The sequence below is a fragment of the Mycobacterium sp. NPDC050853 genome (assembly GCF_040653875.1).
GTDB lineage: Bacteria > Actinomycetota > Actinomycetes > Mycobacteriales > Mycobacteriaceae > Mycobacterium.
This window is the reverse complement of sequence record NZ_JBFAGW010000002.1, coordinates 244,277-259,090: the sequence shown is the minus strand read 5'-3', so window position 1 is coordinate 259,090 and position 14,814 is coordinate 244,277. Positions and strand designations below refer to the sequence as shown.

At 64.8% G+C, this 14,814-nt stretch carries 13 protein-coding genes and 1 tRNA gene; 5 read left to right on the top strand and 9 right to left on the bottom strand.

What is annotated here, in order from left to right; all coding sequences use genetic code 11:
• Positions 1 to 56: 56 nt before the first annotated feature.
• Both AB0H22_RS09530 and orn read right to left on the bottom strand, forming a co-directional pair.
• Positions 57 to 132 (bottom strand) — tRNA-His (locus AB0H22_RS09530).
• 29 nt (positions 133 to 161) lie between these two features.
• The gene (orn, locus tag AB0H22_RS09525; RefSeq protein WP_358146706.1) at positions 162 to 818 is read right to left on the bottom strand and encodes an oligoribonuclease; all 657 of its coding nucleotides are present in this window, start codon (positions 816 to 818) and stop codon (positions 162 to 164) included.
• A gap of 139 nt (positions 819 to 957) precedes the next feature.
• Between orn and AB0H22_RS09520 the strand changes: the two genes are divergently transcribed.
• On the top strand, positions 958 to 2,511 hold the full coding sequence (locus AB0H22_RS09520) for a helicase HerA-like domain-containing protein (protein WP_358146433.1): 1,554 nt from the start codon (positions 958 to 960) through the stop codon (positions 2,509 to 2,511).
• Positions 2,512 to 2,513: 2 nt separating this feature from the next.
• On the opposite strand, the gene AB0H22_RS09515 is transcribed toward AB0H22_RS09520, so the two are convergent.
• Positions 2,514 to 3,464, bottom strand: coding sequence for a diiron oxygenase (locus AB0H22_RS09515; RefSeq protein ID WP_358146432.1), 951 nt, complete (start codon positions 3,462 to 3,464; stop codon positions 2,514 to 2,516).
• A gap of 137 nt (positions 3,465 to 3,601) precedes the next feature.
• Here AB0H22_RS09515 and AB0H22_RS09510 point away from each other — a divergent pair, with 137 nt between their 5' ends.
• Positions 3,602 to 4,261: a TetR/AcrR family transcriptional regulator gene (locus tag AB0H22_RS09510; protein WP_358146705.1), complete on the top strand. Its 660-nt coding sequence runs from the start codon at positions 3,602 to 3,604 to the stop codon at positions 4,259 to 4,261.
• Here the strand turns inward: AB0H22_RS09510 and cmrA are convergent.
• Positions 4,258 to 5,061 carry a mycolate reductase gene (gene cmrA / locus AB0H22_RS09505; protein WP_180751703.1) on the bottom strand — a complete coding sequence of 268 codons (804 nt, stop codon included), beginning with the start codon at positions 5,059 to 5,061 and terminating at the stop codon, positions 4,258 to 4,260. The two genes, AB0H22_RS09510 and cmrA, sit on opposite strands and share 4 nt — an antisense overlap.
• Before the next feature lie 149 nt (positions 5,062 to 5,210).
• Between cmrA and AB0H22_RS09500 the strand changes: the two genes are divergently transcribed.
• Positions 5,211 to 6,530, top strand: coding sequence for an MFS transporter (locus AB0H22_RS09500; RefSeq protein ID WP_180751905.1), 1,320 nt, complete (start codon positions 5,211 to 5,213; stop codon positions 6,528 to 6,530).
• On the opposite strand, the gene AB0H22_RS09495 is transcribed toward AB0H22_RS09500, so the two are convergent.
• Complete coding sequence (locus tag AB0H22_RS09495) at positions 6,527 to 7,258, bottom strand: MmpS family transport accessory protein (protein WP_180751704.1); 732 nt, start codon at positions 7,256 to 7,258, stop codon at positions 6,527 to 6,529. The genes AB0H22_RS09500 and AB0H22_RS09495 overlap by 4 nt on opposite strands.
• 135 nt (positions 7,259 to 7,393) lie before the next feature.
• Between AB0H22_RS09495 and AB0H22_RS09490 the strand changes: the two genes are divergently transcribed.
• Entirely contained in the window at positions 7,394 to 8,788 is a 1,395-nt protein-coding gene (locus AB0H22_RS09490; protein ID WP_180751705.1) for a cation:dicarboxylase symporter family transporter, read from the top strand.
• An 18-nt stretch (positions 8,789 to 8,806) separates the two neighbouring features.
• Here AB0H22_RS09490 and AB0H22_RS09485 read toward each other — a convergent pair whose 3' ends face one another.
• A complete protein-coding gene (locus tag AB0H22_RS09485) occupies positions 8,807 to 10,642 on the bottom strand; it encodes an APC family permease (RefSeq protein WP_358146431.1) in 1,836 nt (611 codons plus the stop codon).
• Positions 10,643 to 10,799: 157 nt separating this feature from the next.
• Here AB0H22_RS09485 and AB0H22_RS09480 point away from each other — a divergent pair, with 157 nt between their 5' ends.
• Positions 10,800 to 11,141: a DUF732 domain-containing protein gene (locus AB0H22_RS09480; RefSeq protein WP_180751707.1), complete on the top strand. Its 342-nt coding sequence runs from the start codon at positions 10,800 to 10,802 to the stop codon at positions 11,139 to 11,141.
• 22 nt (positions 11,142 to 11,163) lie between these two features.
• Here AB0H22_RS09480 and cysC read toward each other — a convergent pair whose 3' ends face one another.
• Genes cysC through AB0H22_RS09465 form a run of 3 tightly spaced genes read right to left on the bottom strand, consistent with a single transcriptional unit; the run spans position 11,164 to position 14,770 of the window.
• On the bottom strand, positions 11,164 to 13,041 hold the full coding sequence (gene cysC / locus AB0H22_RS09475) for an adenylyl-sulfate kinase (RefSeq protein WP_180751708.1): 1,878 nt from the start codon (positions 13,039 to 13,041) through the stop codon (positions 11,164 to 11,166).
• Positions 13,041 to 13,970 carry a sulfate adenylyltransferase subunit CysD gene (gene cysD, locus AB0H22_RS09470; RefSeq protein WP_358146430.1) on the bottom strand — a complete coding sequence of 310 codons (930 nt, stop codon included), beginning with the start codon at positions 13,968 to 13,970 and terminating at the stop codon, positions 13,041 to 13,043. The genes cysC and cysD overlap by 1 nt, the downstream gene beginning before the upstream one ends.
• On the bottom strand, positions 13,967 to 14,770 hold the full coding sequence (locus tag AB0H22_RS09465) for a Stf0 family sulfotransferase (protein ID WP_180751710.1): 804 nt from the start codon (positions 14,768 to 14,770) through the stop codon (positions 13,967 to 13,969). Before AB0H22_RS09465 ends, cysD begins: the two co-directional genes overlap by 4 nt.
• Positions 14,771 to 14,814: the final 44 nt, after the last annotated feature.

Sequence of the window (14,814 nt, the reverse complement as noted above, 5' to 3'; positions counted from 1 at the left end):
GTGGCAAGTGCTCGTGAATACAAAAGGTGGGAGGACAAAAATGCCCTCCCACCTGCTGGGGTGGCTGACGGGGCTCGAACCCGCGACATCCAGGATCACAACCTGGTGCTCTACCAGCTGAACTACAGCCACCATTGCCGCGCGAAGCGGCGTGGACGATCTTAACCGGTGGCGGTGCCTTCAGCCGAATCGTTATCCGGCGAGTTGGCCGAAGCGGCATCCAGCTCGGCCACGATTGCGACAAGATCGCTGGTCGTAGGTCCGGGATCGGGTACGAAGGCTGCGCGACGGTAATAGCGCAGCTCTCGGATCGACTCTTTGATATCGGCGAGGGCCCGGTGCGCCAGGCCCTTGTCCGGCTGTCCGAAGTAGATCCGCGGGTACCAGCGGCGGCACAGCTCCTTGATGGAGCTGACGTCGATCATCCGGTAGTGCAGGTAGCCGTCGAGCTGTGGCATATCCCGCGCGATGAATCCGCGGTCGGTGCCGATGGAGTTCCCGGCCAGGGGAGCGACCTTGGCCGAGGGCACGTGCTCACGGATGTAGTCGAGCACCAGTGCCTCGGCCTCTGCCAGGGTGACCGTCGACTTGCGGACCTCATTGGTGAGCCCGGACTTGGCGTGCATGTCCGCGACCACCGGAGGCATCGCGGCCAGGGCCGCGTCATCGGCGTGAATGACGAGGTCGATGCCCTCGCCGAGGATGTTGAGGTCGCCATCGGTGACCAGGGCGGCGATCTCGATCAGCTTGTCGGAGCCGAGATCAAGCCCGGTCATCTCGCAGTCGATCCAGACCAGTTCTTCACGTGGGGCACTCACAGTCTGACCACAGTAGCGGTACCCGCGATCCGTGAGTGCGACGTCGGTGCGGAAATTCGCAGGCAGTTTCAAGCAGAAACTCGCGGTGACGTCGCACTCGGCGATGACGGCAAGTGTCCGGGGCATTAGGGTCGTGGCCATGGCCGAGCAGACCACCGCGGGAACCACGCCCGCACAGCAGATCGCCGCCGGATACGCCACCACAGGTCAAGCACTTGAACTGGGGTCGGTCGTTGTCGATGGCACCGTGGACCCGGCCGCGCGCATCCGCATCCCGTTGGCCACCCTCAACCGGCACGGCCTGATCGCCGGAGCCACCGGTACCGGGAAGACCAAGACACTCCAGGTGATTGCCGAACAGCTCAGCGCCGCGGGAGTTCCCGTCGTGATGGCTGACGTCAAGGGTGACCTGTCCGGTCTGTCCAAGCCGGGCGAGGCGAACGATAAGACCGCCGCCCGCGCCAAGGACACCGGAGACGACTGGGCGCCCTCGTCGTTCCCCATCGAGTTCATGTCCCTCGGGACGACCGGCATCGGCGTCCCGATCCGCGCCACCATTCACAGCTTCGGTCCCATCTTGCTATCGAAGGTGTTGGGGCTCAACGCTACCCAGGAGTCGACGCTGGGCCTGATCTTCCACTGGGCAGACCAGCAGGGGTTGGCACTGCTGGACCTCAAGGACCTGCGTTCGGTCATCACCTACCTCACCGGCGATGAGGGCAAGGCCGATCTGAAGTCGATCGGCGGCGTGTCGGCCGCGACGGCTGGAGTGATCCTGCGCGCGCTGGTGAATCTGGAGGCCGAGGGTGGTGACACCTTCTTCGGGGAACCCGAGATCGAGCCCGCCGACTTGATGCGTACAGCCGGCGGCCGCGGGATCATCACCCTGCTCGAGTTGGGCGCCCAGGCGGCACGGCCGGCGTTGTTCTCCACGTTCCTGATGTGGATTCTGGCCGACCTGTTCACCGTCCTGCCCGAGGTGGGTGATGTCGACAAGCCCAAGCTCGTCTTCATCTTCGACGAAGCGCATCTACTGTTCGCCGACGCCTCGAAGGCGTTCTTGGAGCAGGTCGAACAGACGGTGAAGCTGATCCGCTCCAAGGGGGTGGGTGTCTTCTTCTGCACCCAGCTGCCCACCGATATTCCCAACGATGTGCTGTCGCAGCTCGGTGCGCGGATCCAGCATGCGTTGCGCGCCTTCACCCCTGATGACCAAAAGGCGCTCACCAAGACCGTTCGTACGTATCCCAAGACCGATGTGTACGACCTGGAGAAGGCGCTGACCTCGCTGGGGATTGGTGAGGCCATCGTCACCGTGCTCTCCGAGGTGGGCGCCCCGACTCCCGTGGGTTGGACCAGGATGCGGGCACCGCGTTCCCTGATGGGTGCCATTGGCGATGACGCGATCAAGGCGGCCGCCACGGCGAGCCCGTTGCAACCCAAGTACGGGCCGACCATCGACCGGGAATCGGCCTACGAACGCCTCGCCGCCAAGACTGCCCCGCCGCCTCCGCCTGTCGATGCTCCGGCACCCGCCGACGCGCCACCACCGCCCGCCGAACCCGAGGGGCCCAGCATGGTCGAGAAGGTGCTCGGCAACTCGGCGGTCAAGAGCTTCCTGCGGTCGGCGGCCACGGCCGCCGGACGCGAATTGTCCCGCAGCATTTTCGGCACCGGTCGGCGCCGCCGCTGAGGCTAGGCGGCCGCCGCCTTGGCTGACCTCGGGACAAAGTCCACGGGCAGCATGCGTGAGCGCCGCCAGAGGTACTGGACCAGCTGGCCCTCGATCATGTTGGCTTCGTCCATAACCCGCACGAGGCGCTCGCCGAAGAACCGCAGGTTCGCGTGATAGTGCGGATTGCGCAGTGCGGCCCACGCCGTCCGCAGCGGCGGAAGACCCGCATCGCGGTATACGGCGGGCTGCACCATGACCAGCGGAACCACTGACGCACCCGCGGCAACGATCAACCGTTCCACAGCCAGTCGGGCGCGACCGGTTTTCTCGACGGCACGGTTCAAGGCCACCCGTGCGTAGCTGATATGCCGAGCTTCCTCGATGACGTGAATCTTGGCTATTGCCCGGGTTCTTGGCTGCAGGGTCTCGTCGTTCATGGTCTGGCGCTGCAACCGGTCCAGTATTTCCTCGACCATGAGCATCATCGAAAAGATCGTCGCGGATAGTGGTGCGAGCGCGGTGGCGCCCACCAGGGCCCGGGCAATCATGGGCGGGTCGTAGCTGCGGTCGCTGAGTGTGTTGATCTGGCGGCCGAACATCACCGAGTGGCGACACTCGTCGGCGACCTCGGTCAGGGCGTATTGCGCTGTGGCACTGCGGGGATCACTGACCGAGGCCAGTTTGAGCATGGGATGCATCAACGCGCTCTCGGCGAGGATGCCCCAGCTGGCCAGGGCCGACGCCTCCAGGCGTCCAAGCCGAATCTTCTCTTCCTCGGTCAACTGGTCGAAGATTTTCGTGCCGTATAGCGAGATGTACTTATCGGGTACATAGCGCAGGCCGGGAACATCGGGCGCATCCCAGTCGATGTCTACCACCGGGTCGTAGGAGCGCTCGACCGACGAGCGCAGGAGCCGAGCCGCGGTGCGTTCGACGGCTGATTCGTCCAGGGTGATGGGTGTTTCTGACATGAGATGCCTCCCGCGGTTCAGTGGCCGGCTACCCGCCCTGCTGTATGTAGTACCAAAAAGTACCGGGTACTTAAGGTAGCGTCAATGGCATGCCAGTTAGTGGTGATGCCCGGCGTGACCGCTGGGCGCAGCACAAGGTGCGAGTGCGCCGGAAATTCATCGCCGCCGCGCTGGTTGCGATAGAGCGGAACGGCCCGTCGGCAACTGTGGAGGATGTCGTTCGCGTGGCTCACTCCGCTAAACCCAAGCTGTACAGGCATTTTGAGGACCGCGCCGATCTCTTCGACTCGGTGGCGCAGACCATGGTGGCGGCGCTTCGGCGCCAGCTGACGGCGGCCGTTGATATACGCACCGCGCCGCGTGAGTCCGCGCAGCGCGCCGCATCCCGCCTCATCGAGCTGGTGGAACGGTTCCCGGAGTCATCGCGCTTTCTCTTTGAGCACCAGATGGTGAGCGTGCGCAGGAAGCCCGCTCCGGCGCTGCGAGAAGGCGGGGCCATCGCCGAACTTGCGGCGACGATCTCGTCGTTTCTGGAGCGCGTCAATGTGCACCCGGCCGGTGCCGATCAGCTGGCCGCCGGATTGATCGGCACAGCGGCCACCACGGCGATATGGCTAGTGGCCCGGGATGCCACACCGGATGAGGCCGCCAGCGGGCGCCTCGCCGAGACGCTATGGGCCTCGGTCGACGTGTTTCTGCGGTCTAAGGGTGTCATCGTCGACGCGGACCGGGCGCTCGACCCCGGAAAGGCGGAGACTGCTCGGGCGGCGTTACTGGACCTGCGGGGCGACGGTTAGTCGCCAAGCTTTTTGTAGAAGCTGCCCACTATCGGGGCGACGATGGCACGGGGGGCATAGCCCGCGGCCACCGACATCGCCTTGGATGTGATACCGGGGACGACACGCATTTTGTTGCGTTCCAAAGCATCCAGCGAGACCCGTGCGGTGTACTCACCATTGATCCACAAGAAGTCCGGCACCACCTTGTCGACGATCGACGCCTCCGCGGGATCGGGTTCGACGGTTCGCACCGGCCCGGGCGCCAGCAGCGTGACGTGCACACCGGTGCCCTTGAGCTCACCACGCAACGACTCGGAGAAGGTGTTTGCAAATGCCTTGGTCGCCGCATAGGTGGCGTTGTTGGGAATGGGGGAGTTGCCTGCCGCCGATCCCGAGGTCAGGATGCCGCCGGCCCCGCGCTTGAGCATGCCGGGCAGCACTGCCAACGTAAGGTCATGTACTGCAACAGCGTTGAGCAGCACCTGCTTACGCTCACCCTCGGGATCCAGCGTGCGGATCGGTCCGAACGTCGCCGTCCCGGCGTTATTGCACAGGATCGAGATGTTGCGTTCGGACAGTTCCTTGCACAGTGCCTCGCGGGCGCCGCTGTCGGCGAGGTCCACCGCGCGTACCTCGACGATCACCCCGGTCTTCTCGGTCAGGGTGTTGGCCAGGTCGTTGAGGATCTCGCCGCGGCGGGCGGTGATGATCAGGCTGTGTCCGCGGGCGGCAAGCTCTTCGGCCAGCGCCGCGCCGATCCCTTGGGAGGCGCCGGTGACGACGGCGCGGGCATCGGGGCTGGGGGCGGGTATCGGCATGGGGCAATCGTAAAGGGTTTGCGAAGAGCTTCAGGCGGCGATGAGCGCTTGCAGGGAAGAGCGCCGGGCCGGGATCGGTCGCCAAGCTACGCTGGTCGGTGATGAGCATGCCTGGGGTCGACGGGCCCGTAGGGCGTAGCGACGAAGTAGTGGACACCCTCTCCGCACGCGGTCGAATAGCCGCGTGGGCGTCGTTCGATTGGGGCTCTGCGGCCTTCAACACCGTCATCGTGATGTTCATCTTCACGCCGTACCTGACCGGTCGCGTGGGTGCGGGGATGCCCGACGGTGTGCCGCAAGGCCTGCTCGGCTGGATGATGGGCCTGGGCGGGTTGCTGGTCTTCCTGCTCGCGCCGCTGACCGGCGTGTGGGCAGATACCCCACAGCGTCGGCGCACCGCATTGGCCGTGCTCACCACCCTGGTAGTGGTGGTCTCCACCTCAATGAGCCTGGTGCGCCAGGACAATCGCTACCTTTGGCTGGGCCTCGGGTTGTATTGCGCGGGTTCGGTGTTCAACGAGCTGGCGCAGGTGCCCTATAACGCGATGCTGCATTCGCTCACCACACCGGCCAACGCATCCCGTGTCTCGGGATTCGGCCTGGCGGCCGCCTATATCGGCGGTGTCGTGGTCCTACTCGTCTGCTACGTATTTTTCATCTCCGGAGACGGGCCGACGCGTGGCCTCCTTCAGATATCGGCAGCCGACGGTTTCGATGTGCGTGTGTCAGTCGTGTTGGCGGCGGCATGGTTCGCGGTGTTTGCTCTGCCGTTGGTGCTCACTCGACCGGTTGTCGATCTGGGGGCTCCGCCTCCCAGCTCGCCCGGACTGCTCGGGGTGTATCGGGAGTTGTGGCGCGATGTCGTCGAGCAGTGGCACCTGGATCGGCGAATCATCTATTTCCTCATCGCCAGTGCGATCTTCCGCGATGGGCTGGTGGCAATGTTCGCGCTGACCCCGGTTATCGCGAACGCGGTGTTCCATTTGTCCGGTGCGGACATCACGCTTTTCGGGGTGGCCGCGAATGTGATGGCGGCAGTCGGCGCGGTTCTGGGGGGCTTGATCGACACCCGGTTCGGTTCCAAGCGGGTCATCATCGGCTCGCTCGCGGCAATAGTCACCCTCGGCACCGCGATGATGTGCATGTCGGGTCCGTCGGCATTCTGGATCTGTGGGCTCGCGATCGCGGTCTTCGTCGGGCCTCCTCAGTCAGCGGCCCGCACGCTGGTGTTGCGGATGGCCCCGGCCGGTCGGGAGGCGTTTGTCTTCGGTCTGTACACCATGACGGGTCGCGCCGTCTCGTTCGTCGGCCCCTGGCTGTTCGCCACCTTCGCGCTGGTGTTCCACGCGACCCGTGCTGGTATCGCCGGGCTGGTGTTGATGATCGGGTTGGGAATGGTGGTGCTGACTTTCGTGAAGGTGCCGCGTTATGACCCTGTCAGCGGTCGAAACGTCAGCGACGCAAGCTAGCCCGCACTGCTGCAGGTGGCCATCTTCCCCGAGGTGGTGCTCTTCTGTGTCCCGTTGATCACCAGCGAGCAGGACACCTCATGAGAGAAGTCGGAACCGATCACCATCGCGGTCTCTAGCTGCTGGGGGCTCAGCTTGACCTCCTTGCGCCAGGGCAGCTTGACGTTGAACTCCGTCTGCAGCGACCCGGTGGTGTCGATGTAAGTGATGTTGAAGGCGTATCCCGTACCGCCGACCTCGTAGACCACGGTTTCTGTCGCGGCTTGGCTTCCTTGAGTCGGGGGATTCACCGGGATGGGAGGGATGGTGAAGCTTGGTATCGACGGGATGTGCGGCATGGTGGGCGCGGTCGTCGTCTGGGTCCGGGTGGACGGCGTCGCGACAACCGTTGGCTGCCTGTCGTCTTCGCGCTGGATCAGGACGAATAGCGTGATGATCAGCGCGATGATGACCACCAGCGCGCCGAGGCCGACCACCCACAACCAGAACGTATTCGATCGTCGCGGCGGCTCCGGATCCTGCGGCGGAGGGCCATAGGAACCGTATTGCTGCGGCAGCACCGCCGTTTGGTTGGGCTGGGCGGTGCTGGACAGCGCGGGATACTCGTATGCCTGCGAGGCGTAGGCCGGGTCGTCCGGGTAATCCAGCGGCTGGTTGGACTGCGGCCACGAACCGTATGACGCGGATCCGCCCGAGGCGGCCGCATCGGTGCGGCGGTTGCTGTCCATGGCCGCAAGGGTACCCGTCAAGCCATCAATGCAGGTGAAAGCAGGTCAGATGTGTTTTCGGCGGTTCGTCGCGGGACGTCGCCGAATGGCGACAATCGGCTGTGATCCCAGTCACCGTGCGGCACGATAGGACACATGACAGTGCCCGAATCGCCTGCCGCTCCCGAGTCGACGCCGAAACCCAAAAAGGACCGAACGCATTGGTTGTATATCGGGGTCATCGTCGCGGTGGTACTCGGTGTGATCGTCGGCATGTTGTGGCCGGGGTTTGGAAAATCGGTCGGTGTGCTCGGCGAGATCTTCGTCAGCCTCATCAAGATGATGATCAGCCCGGTGATCTTCTGCACGATCGTGCTGGGCATCGGATCGGTGCGCAAGGCCGCCAGTGTGGGACGGGTCGGTGGGTTGGCGTTCGTGTACTTCCTGGCGATGTCGACCGTCGCCTTGGCCATCGGGCTCGTCGTGGGCAACCTGCTGAAGCCCGGTACTGGCATGCATGTGTCGGGGGCGAACCAAGCAGCGGGCGCCAAGTTCGCCGACCAGGCCCACGCGGCCGGCGGCAGCTGGCATTTCATCAAATCGATTGTGCCGGAGACCATGTTCTCCGCGCTGACCTCCGGCAGTGTGCTGCAGACGCTGTTCATCGCACTGCTGGTCGGGTTCGCGGTGCAGGCCCTGGGCGCCACCGGTGAATCGATTGTGCGCGGTATCGGGATGCTGCAGAAGCTGGTCTTCAAGGTGCTCATCATGGTGCTGTGGCTGGCACCCATCGGCGCCTTCGGCGCCATCGCGAATGTGGTGGGCCAGACCGGGTGGGAGGCCGTGACCCAACTCGGCGAACTGATGCTCGGTTTCTACGCAACATGCGTGATCTTCATATTCGGTGTGCTGGGGACACTGCTGTGGGTGGTATCCCGGGTGTCGATCTTCAAGCTGGTGCGCTACCTGGCGCGCGAGTACCTGCTGATCGTGTCGACGTCGTCCTCCGAATCGGCACTACCGCGGCTGATCGCCAAGATGACGCACTTGGGCGTCGAGAAGTCGACGGTGGGAATCGTTGTCCCGACCGGATATTCGTTCAACCTGGATGGGACGGCGATCTATCTGACGATGGCTTCGTTGTTCGTTGCCGACGCGATGGGTAAGCCACTGTCGTTAGGGGAGCAGATCTCGCTGCTGGCATTCATGATCATCGCCTCCAAGGGTGCCGCCGGGGTGACCGGTGCCGGAATGGCCACGCTCGCAGGTGGATTGCAAAGCCACCGCCCGGAACTCGTCGACGGTGTCGGCATGATTGTCGGTATCGACCGGTTCATGTCCGAGGCGCGGGCGTTGACCAACTTCTCCGGTAATGCGGTGGCCACACTGCTCATCGGGACCTGGACCAAGACCACGGACCGCGACCGGATCACGACGGTGCTTTCGGGTGCCGATCCGTTCGACGAGACAACCATGCTCGACGATCACGCCGGCAGCGACACCGTGGAGGCCCCTGCCCCTGCCGAGAAGGCAGCCGCCACGACTGGCTGATCGCGTGAGGTGCGGCGGTCAGTTCATCCGGTAGGGATAGTTGGCGACGATCGCGTCGGTGCGGTCAATGAGGTTGGCGGTCAGCACGATACCGGTCTGATTGTGCAGGATCTGCTGCCAGCGCCGTTTCGTCTTGATCTCCGTGATGAGGACCGTCACCTGCCGACCGTCGGACTGCCGCTTCTTGACGTACTCGACTAGCGGGGTCACCAGGGACCGATGCCCGGTAGGCAGGACGACGAGCTCAAGCCCTGGATTCCATTGCGCCCAACGCGTGGTGATCGCCTCCGCCTTCTGATCCGTGCGGCTGATGATGACCGGTACCACCTCGCCGCCAAGGTGTAGTGCGGCCTCCAACAGCTGGACTGTCCGCTTGTTGATGTCGTCGATCGGCACGATCACCAAGGGTGTCTGGTCCGGGGGATTGGGGGTGAGCGGGGGCAATTTATCCAGCGCCAGTTCGCGTTTGACACCCTGGTAGTAGTTCTCGGTACGCCCGAACAGCAGGACCAACAGCGGGATGACGATGAGGAGCAGCCAGGCGCCCTCGGTGAACTTACTGGCGAAGAAGACGATCATCGCCACGGCCGATAGCACGGCACCGAACCCGTTGAGGGCAGCCTTCCAGTGCCAGCCGGGGGTGCGCGCACCGAACCAGTGCTTGACCAAACCGGTTTGGCTGATGGTGAATCCGATGAAGACGCCGATCGCGAACAGCGGTAACAGTCGGTGGGTGTCGGCGGCACTGGCGATGAGAATCAGCGCCGCGAACACGGCGAGCGCCCCGACACCGTATCGATAGACCGGCTTCTCCGCCCGCAGCCCGAACAGGTGAGGCATCCGGTCGTCCTTGGCGAGCAGGCTCATCAGCACTGGCAGTCCACCGAAACTGGTGTTGGCGGCGAACCCGAGGATCAGCGCCACGGTTACGTTCGTGATGTAGAAGGGCAATCCTGTGCCGAACGCCGCCGCGGAGAGTTGCGCCAGAATGGTGACGTCACCGCGGGGCACCACATGGTGCGCTTTGATGAGGATGCTGAGCCCGATCAGCATGACGCCCAACAGGATTCCGAGGGCAACCTCGGTGTGCTGGGCCCGCTTGATGGCGGGTGTCTTGAATGCGGGGACACCGTTCGCGATGGCTTCCACACCCGTCAACGACGAGCATCCGGCCGCGAATGCCTTGAGAACCAGGATGATTCCGAGCGCACTGACAGGCTCGATGGGGCCGAGATCCGTGCCGATGACGGCGACCGGAGTGGAGTGTGCGAGCCCGAAGACGATGACCGCCACGATGCAGACGATGAAAACGAATGTCGGCAGCATGAGCACCTTGGCCGACTCGCTGATTCCGATCATGTTGAGAACGGTCAGGATCGCCAGGCCGATCAACGTGATGGACAGCAGATGCGGAGCCAGGGTGGGGAAAGCGCTTGCCAGGCTTGCCGCCCCCGCAGCCAGGCTTACCGAGACGGTCAGTACGTAGTCGACGACCAGACTCGCGGCAGCCAACAGGCTGGCCCCGCGGCCGAGGTCCTTCTTGGCCACGGCGTACGAGCCCCCGCCCTCGGGGTGGACCGCAATCACCTGACGGTAGGAGAAAACCAGCACGATGAGCAGCACCGTGATCGCGATGGCCACCGGCAGGGTGAAGGCGATGGCGCCGACACCGCCGGCGATCAGGGCGAGCACGATGGCCTCCGGGCCATAGGCCACAGAGGACAGTGCATCCAGGGACAGTGCGGCGAGCCCGCCGACGGAGGTCAGTTTGTGTGCGTCGTCCTTCAGGACACGTCGCAGTCGCGGGTCGGCGACGCGTTGCGGTGCGGGACGGGTGGGCGGGGCAGGAATCACCGGGGGAGAGTAGGCCCCGAAACCGCGAATTTCACCCGTCTTGGCAACATCTTGAGGTGGGGAGCCCCGATCGCCAGATCGCGCTGACAGTGGTGTCAATCACGATGACATCCGCGAACCTATGTCCCGTGAGGTCAACGGATGTAGACTCACAGCCATGAAGGGACTCAGTCTTACTGCAGCGATCGCTATGGGTGCTGGCGCCGCCGCGATCGCCATGGCCTCTCCGGCACATGCCGATGACGTCAGTTTCAACGAGACGTTGCACTCGTACGGCATCTACGCGCCGCCGGACAAGACCGCGTACCTCGGCAAGATCGCCTGCCACCGGCTGGATACCGGCATCGACAAGGACGCCTACCAGGCCGCCGATTTCCTGGCCAAGAGCCTCGATCGGAAGTCCAGCACCGAGCAGAAGTGGCAGTTCCTGTCTGCTTCCATCGACGAGTACTGCCCCGAACAGCGGCCCGTCCTCGAGCGCGCAGCCAACCGCACTTAAGCCAGTTTGTTCTCAACCGCGCTCAGCGAGCGCGGTTGAGAACATCAAGCACCTGGGCGACCAGCCCGTCGATATCGGCACCGGTAGTGTCGAGCACCAGCTCGGGATTCTCCGGAGCTTCATAGGGTGCCTCGACACCCGTTAAACCCTTCAACTCACCCGCACGTGCCCGCGCATACAGACCCTTGGGGTCCCGCTTCTCGCATTCGGACAGCGGTGTGGAGATGTACACCTCGATGAACGGCAATTTGGCTGCGGCGTTGATACTGCGCGCGGTCTCGCGGTCTGAGCGCAGCGGCGACACCAGCGATGCCAGCGCGACCACCCCCGCATCGGCGAACAACCGCGTCAGGTGCGATACCCGGCGGATGTTCTCGGCGCGGTCGCCCGGGGAGAACCCGAGGTCATCGGATAGTCCATGGCGCAGGTTGTCGCCGTCGAGCAGATAGGCCACCTGCCCGGACTCCACCAGTGCTCGTTCGACCGCCACCGCGATGGTGGACTTTCCGGATGCGGGCAGGCCGGTGAACCAGATGATGGCGCCGCGCTGAGTGGTGCTGTCCCAACGATATTCGCGGTCCAGCGCCGAAGGGTGCCAGCGGATATCGGTGCGTGAGTGCGTCTCGGGCTTGACCTCGCGCGCCTCCGTGATGGTGCCGGCGCCGACGGTGTCGTTGGACGCCTCGTCGATCAGGATGAACGCGCCGCTGTCCCTGCTCTCCGCATACGAATCGGCCACCACCACCGAACTGGTGCGCAGGGTGACCGAGCCGACGTCGTTGAGTGCCAACTCAACCGGGCCGTCCAGCTCGTCGAGGGTCTCCGGATCGAGGCGGGTGTGCAGTGCCTGAACGGTGGCCCGCACCGTTCGGGTGCCCTGTTTGAGCGCCAACCGGTCGCCCGCCCGCAGCGGGCCATTGGTGAACCAGCAGACCGTGGCATCCAGTTCTCGGGCCAGCACCGGCCATTCAGCGTCTTCGGCGCCGCTCACCAACACATCGCCGCGGCCCACGTCGATATCGTCGGCCAATTCGATCGACACCGATAGTGGAGCCACACCGGTGGAACGGTTTTCGTCGAGGGTGTCGACCACTGTCACCGTCGAGCGTGCACCGGACGGCAGGTTCACCACCGGATCTCCGACGCTGAGCGTGCCGGCTGCGAGCCGGCCGGTGTACCGGCGGCGCTGATCGGCGGTGGGCCGCGAGACCCACTGCACGGGTAGGCGAAGCTTGGCGGCCTCTGGCTGTGGGGGCGAAAGCTCGACGCCTTCAAGGTATTCGAGCAGGGTCGGACCGGCGTACCAGGAGGTGTTCTCGGAGCGATGCACCACGTTGTCGCCGTGTTTGGCCGCGATCGGTATGACCGTGATGTCCACCTTGCCGAGCCGGTCGGCCAGCAGATGCAGCTCGCGAGCCACCTCGTCGAAGCGCTGGGCATCGAAGTCCACCAGGTCGATCTTGTTCACCGCGGCCACGAAATGCTTGATACCCAACAGCTTTGCGATGCGGGCGTGGCGGCGAGTCTGGCGCAGCACCCCGGCCCGTGCGTCGACGAGCAGGATCGCGACATGCGCGTTGGAGGCGCCGGTGAACATGTTGCGGGTGTAGCGCTCGTGGCCGGGGGTGTCGGCCAGGATGTAACTGCGGTTCTCGGTGGAGAAGAAGCGGTAGGCGACGTCGATGGTGATGCCCTGTTCGCGTTCGGCGCGCAGACCGTCCGAGAGTGCGGCGAGATCGGCCACGCCCTCGTCATCGGTGACGGCTTCCAGGTGGTCGACCGGCAGGCTGTCGGTGTCATGCAGCAGCCGCCCGATGAGCGTGCTCTTGCCGTCGTCCACCGAACCCGCGGTGGCGATGCGCAGCAGTTGGCGGGTGTCCACCGCAGTCTGAGTACTCATCAGAAGTAGCCCTCTCGTTTCCGGTCTTCCATGGCGGCCACCGACGTGCGGTCATCGGCGCGGGTCTCGCCGCGTTCGGAGACGGTGGCCGCAGAGATTTCCGCGATCACCCCTTCGATCTCGGTGGCCTGGGACCGGACGGCGCCGGTGATGGTCATATCGCCTACGGTGCGGTAGCGCACCCATTCGGTGGCTGCCTTCTCCTCGCCGAGCGGGGTGGCGTACTCGGAGGTGGCCAGCAAAATGCCGTCACGCTCGAATACCTCGCGCTGGTGTGCGAAGTAAATCGGCGGCAGCGCAAGGTCTTCCAGCTGGATATAGCGCCAGATATCGAGCTCGGTCCAGTTGCTCAACGGAAAGACGCGAACCTGTTCGCCCTTACGGATGCGGCCGTTGTACAGCGACCAGGGTTCGGGCCGCTGCGCCCGCGGGTCCCACTGCCCGAACTCATCCCGGAAGCTCAGGATGCGTTCCTTGGCGCGGGCGCGTTCCTCGTCGCGGCGTGCACCGCCGAACGCCGCGTCGAAACCACCGACCTCCAAGGCGTCCAACAACGTTCGGGTCTGCTGCCGGTTCCGGGAGGCACCCGGGCCCGGGTCGGCGACGCGCCCGGCGTCGATGGTTTCCTGAACCGAGGCCACGATCAGCTTGTGGCCATGCGCGGCGGTGCGGTGGTCGCGGAATTCGATGACCTCGGGGAAGTTGTGCCCGGTGTCCACGTGCAAGACCGGGAAGGGCAGCGGCGCGGGCCGGAAGGCCTTCTCCGCGAGCCTCAGCAGGACGATCGAGTCCTTGCCCGCCGAGAACAGCAGTACCGGGCGTTGCAGCTCGGCCACCACCTCGCGGATGATGTGCACCGCCTCGGCCTCAAGCAGCCGAAGCTCGTTGACCTGCAGTGGGTTTTCCAGTGTCGTCGTGGTGTCGCTCATAGTGGCAGCCCCTCCTTTTCCGCATCGGCTCGGTATCGGTCCACCCAGTCATCGGACCGCTGATCTGCCTGCCGTTCCAGGGCCGGTGCCGGCGCGAGCCGCGGGTCTTCCCCGAGGGCCTCGAGAACGGTGGCGACCACCTGGGTCAGGTTGCGCCACAGGTACGGGTAGGAGATATCGATGGGCTGGATGTTCTCCTCGGCGAACCAGCGGCGCCACCCGGCCTCCTGTGCCTGCAGCATCGTGATGACGTGGGCGATGGCCCCCGCGTGGTATTCGGCGCGGGCATCGCGCACCGGGTCGGGACGTCCGCGCCACACTCGGGTCTGCACCGCACGCCAAAACGAAACCGCTTGGGAAACAACGTCCGGCCGGTAGACATGCACCAGCACTGGGTCGCTCCCGACGGTGTCACGGATGGCGTCGACCAGCCCGTCGCCGGAACGGTCGGGGAGCCCCTGGGCGCGGTTGAGCAGCAGCGGCGTCTGATTCCACATGAGCTTGCCGCCCCAGATTCCGTTCGGGGTGCGCCCGACGGTGCGGATGTAGTCGCGCCAGATTGTCGCGGGCGCGAGATCGGGCTTGCCCTGGTCCAACGGGTCAAGCAGACGCAGGATCGAGTCGTCCTGGACGCCGGCGAACCATTCCCGCGGCTGCGGGGCCTGGCTGGTTGTGGGCAGGTACTGGAAGAACTCCTGCGGTTCGCCGGCCACACCGGTCGCGCGCAGGGATTCCACCAGCAGGGTGCTGCCACTGCGCTGCGATGCAAGCACCAGATATGCGGTGGGATGGTCGGGCATGCGCAGTAGCCTAACCGCAATTGTTTTGCATTCGACTAATTGGG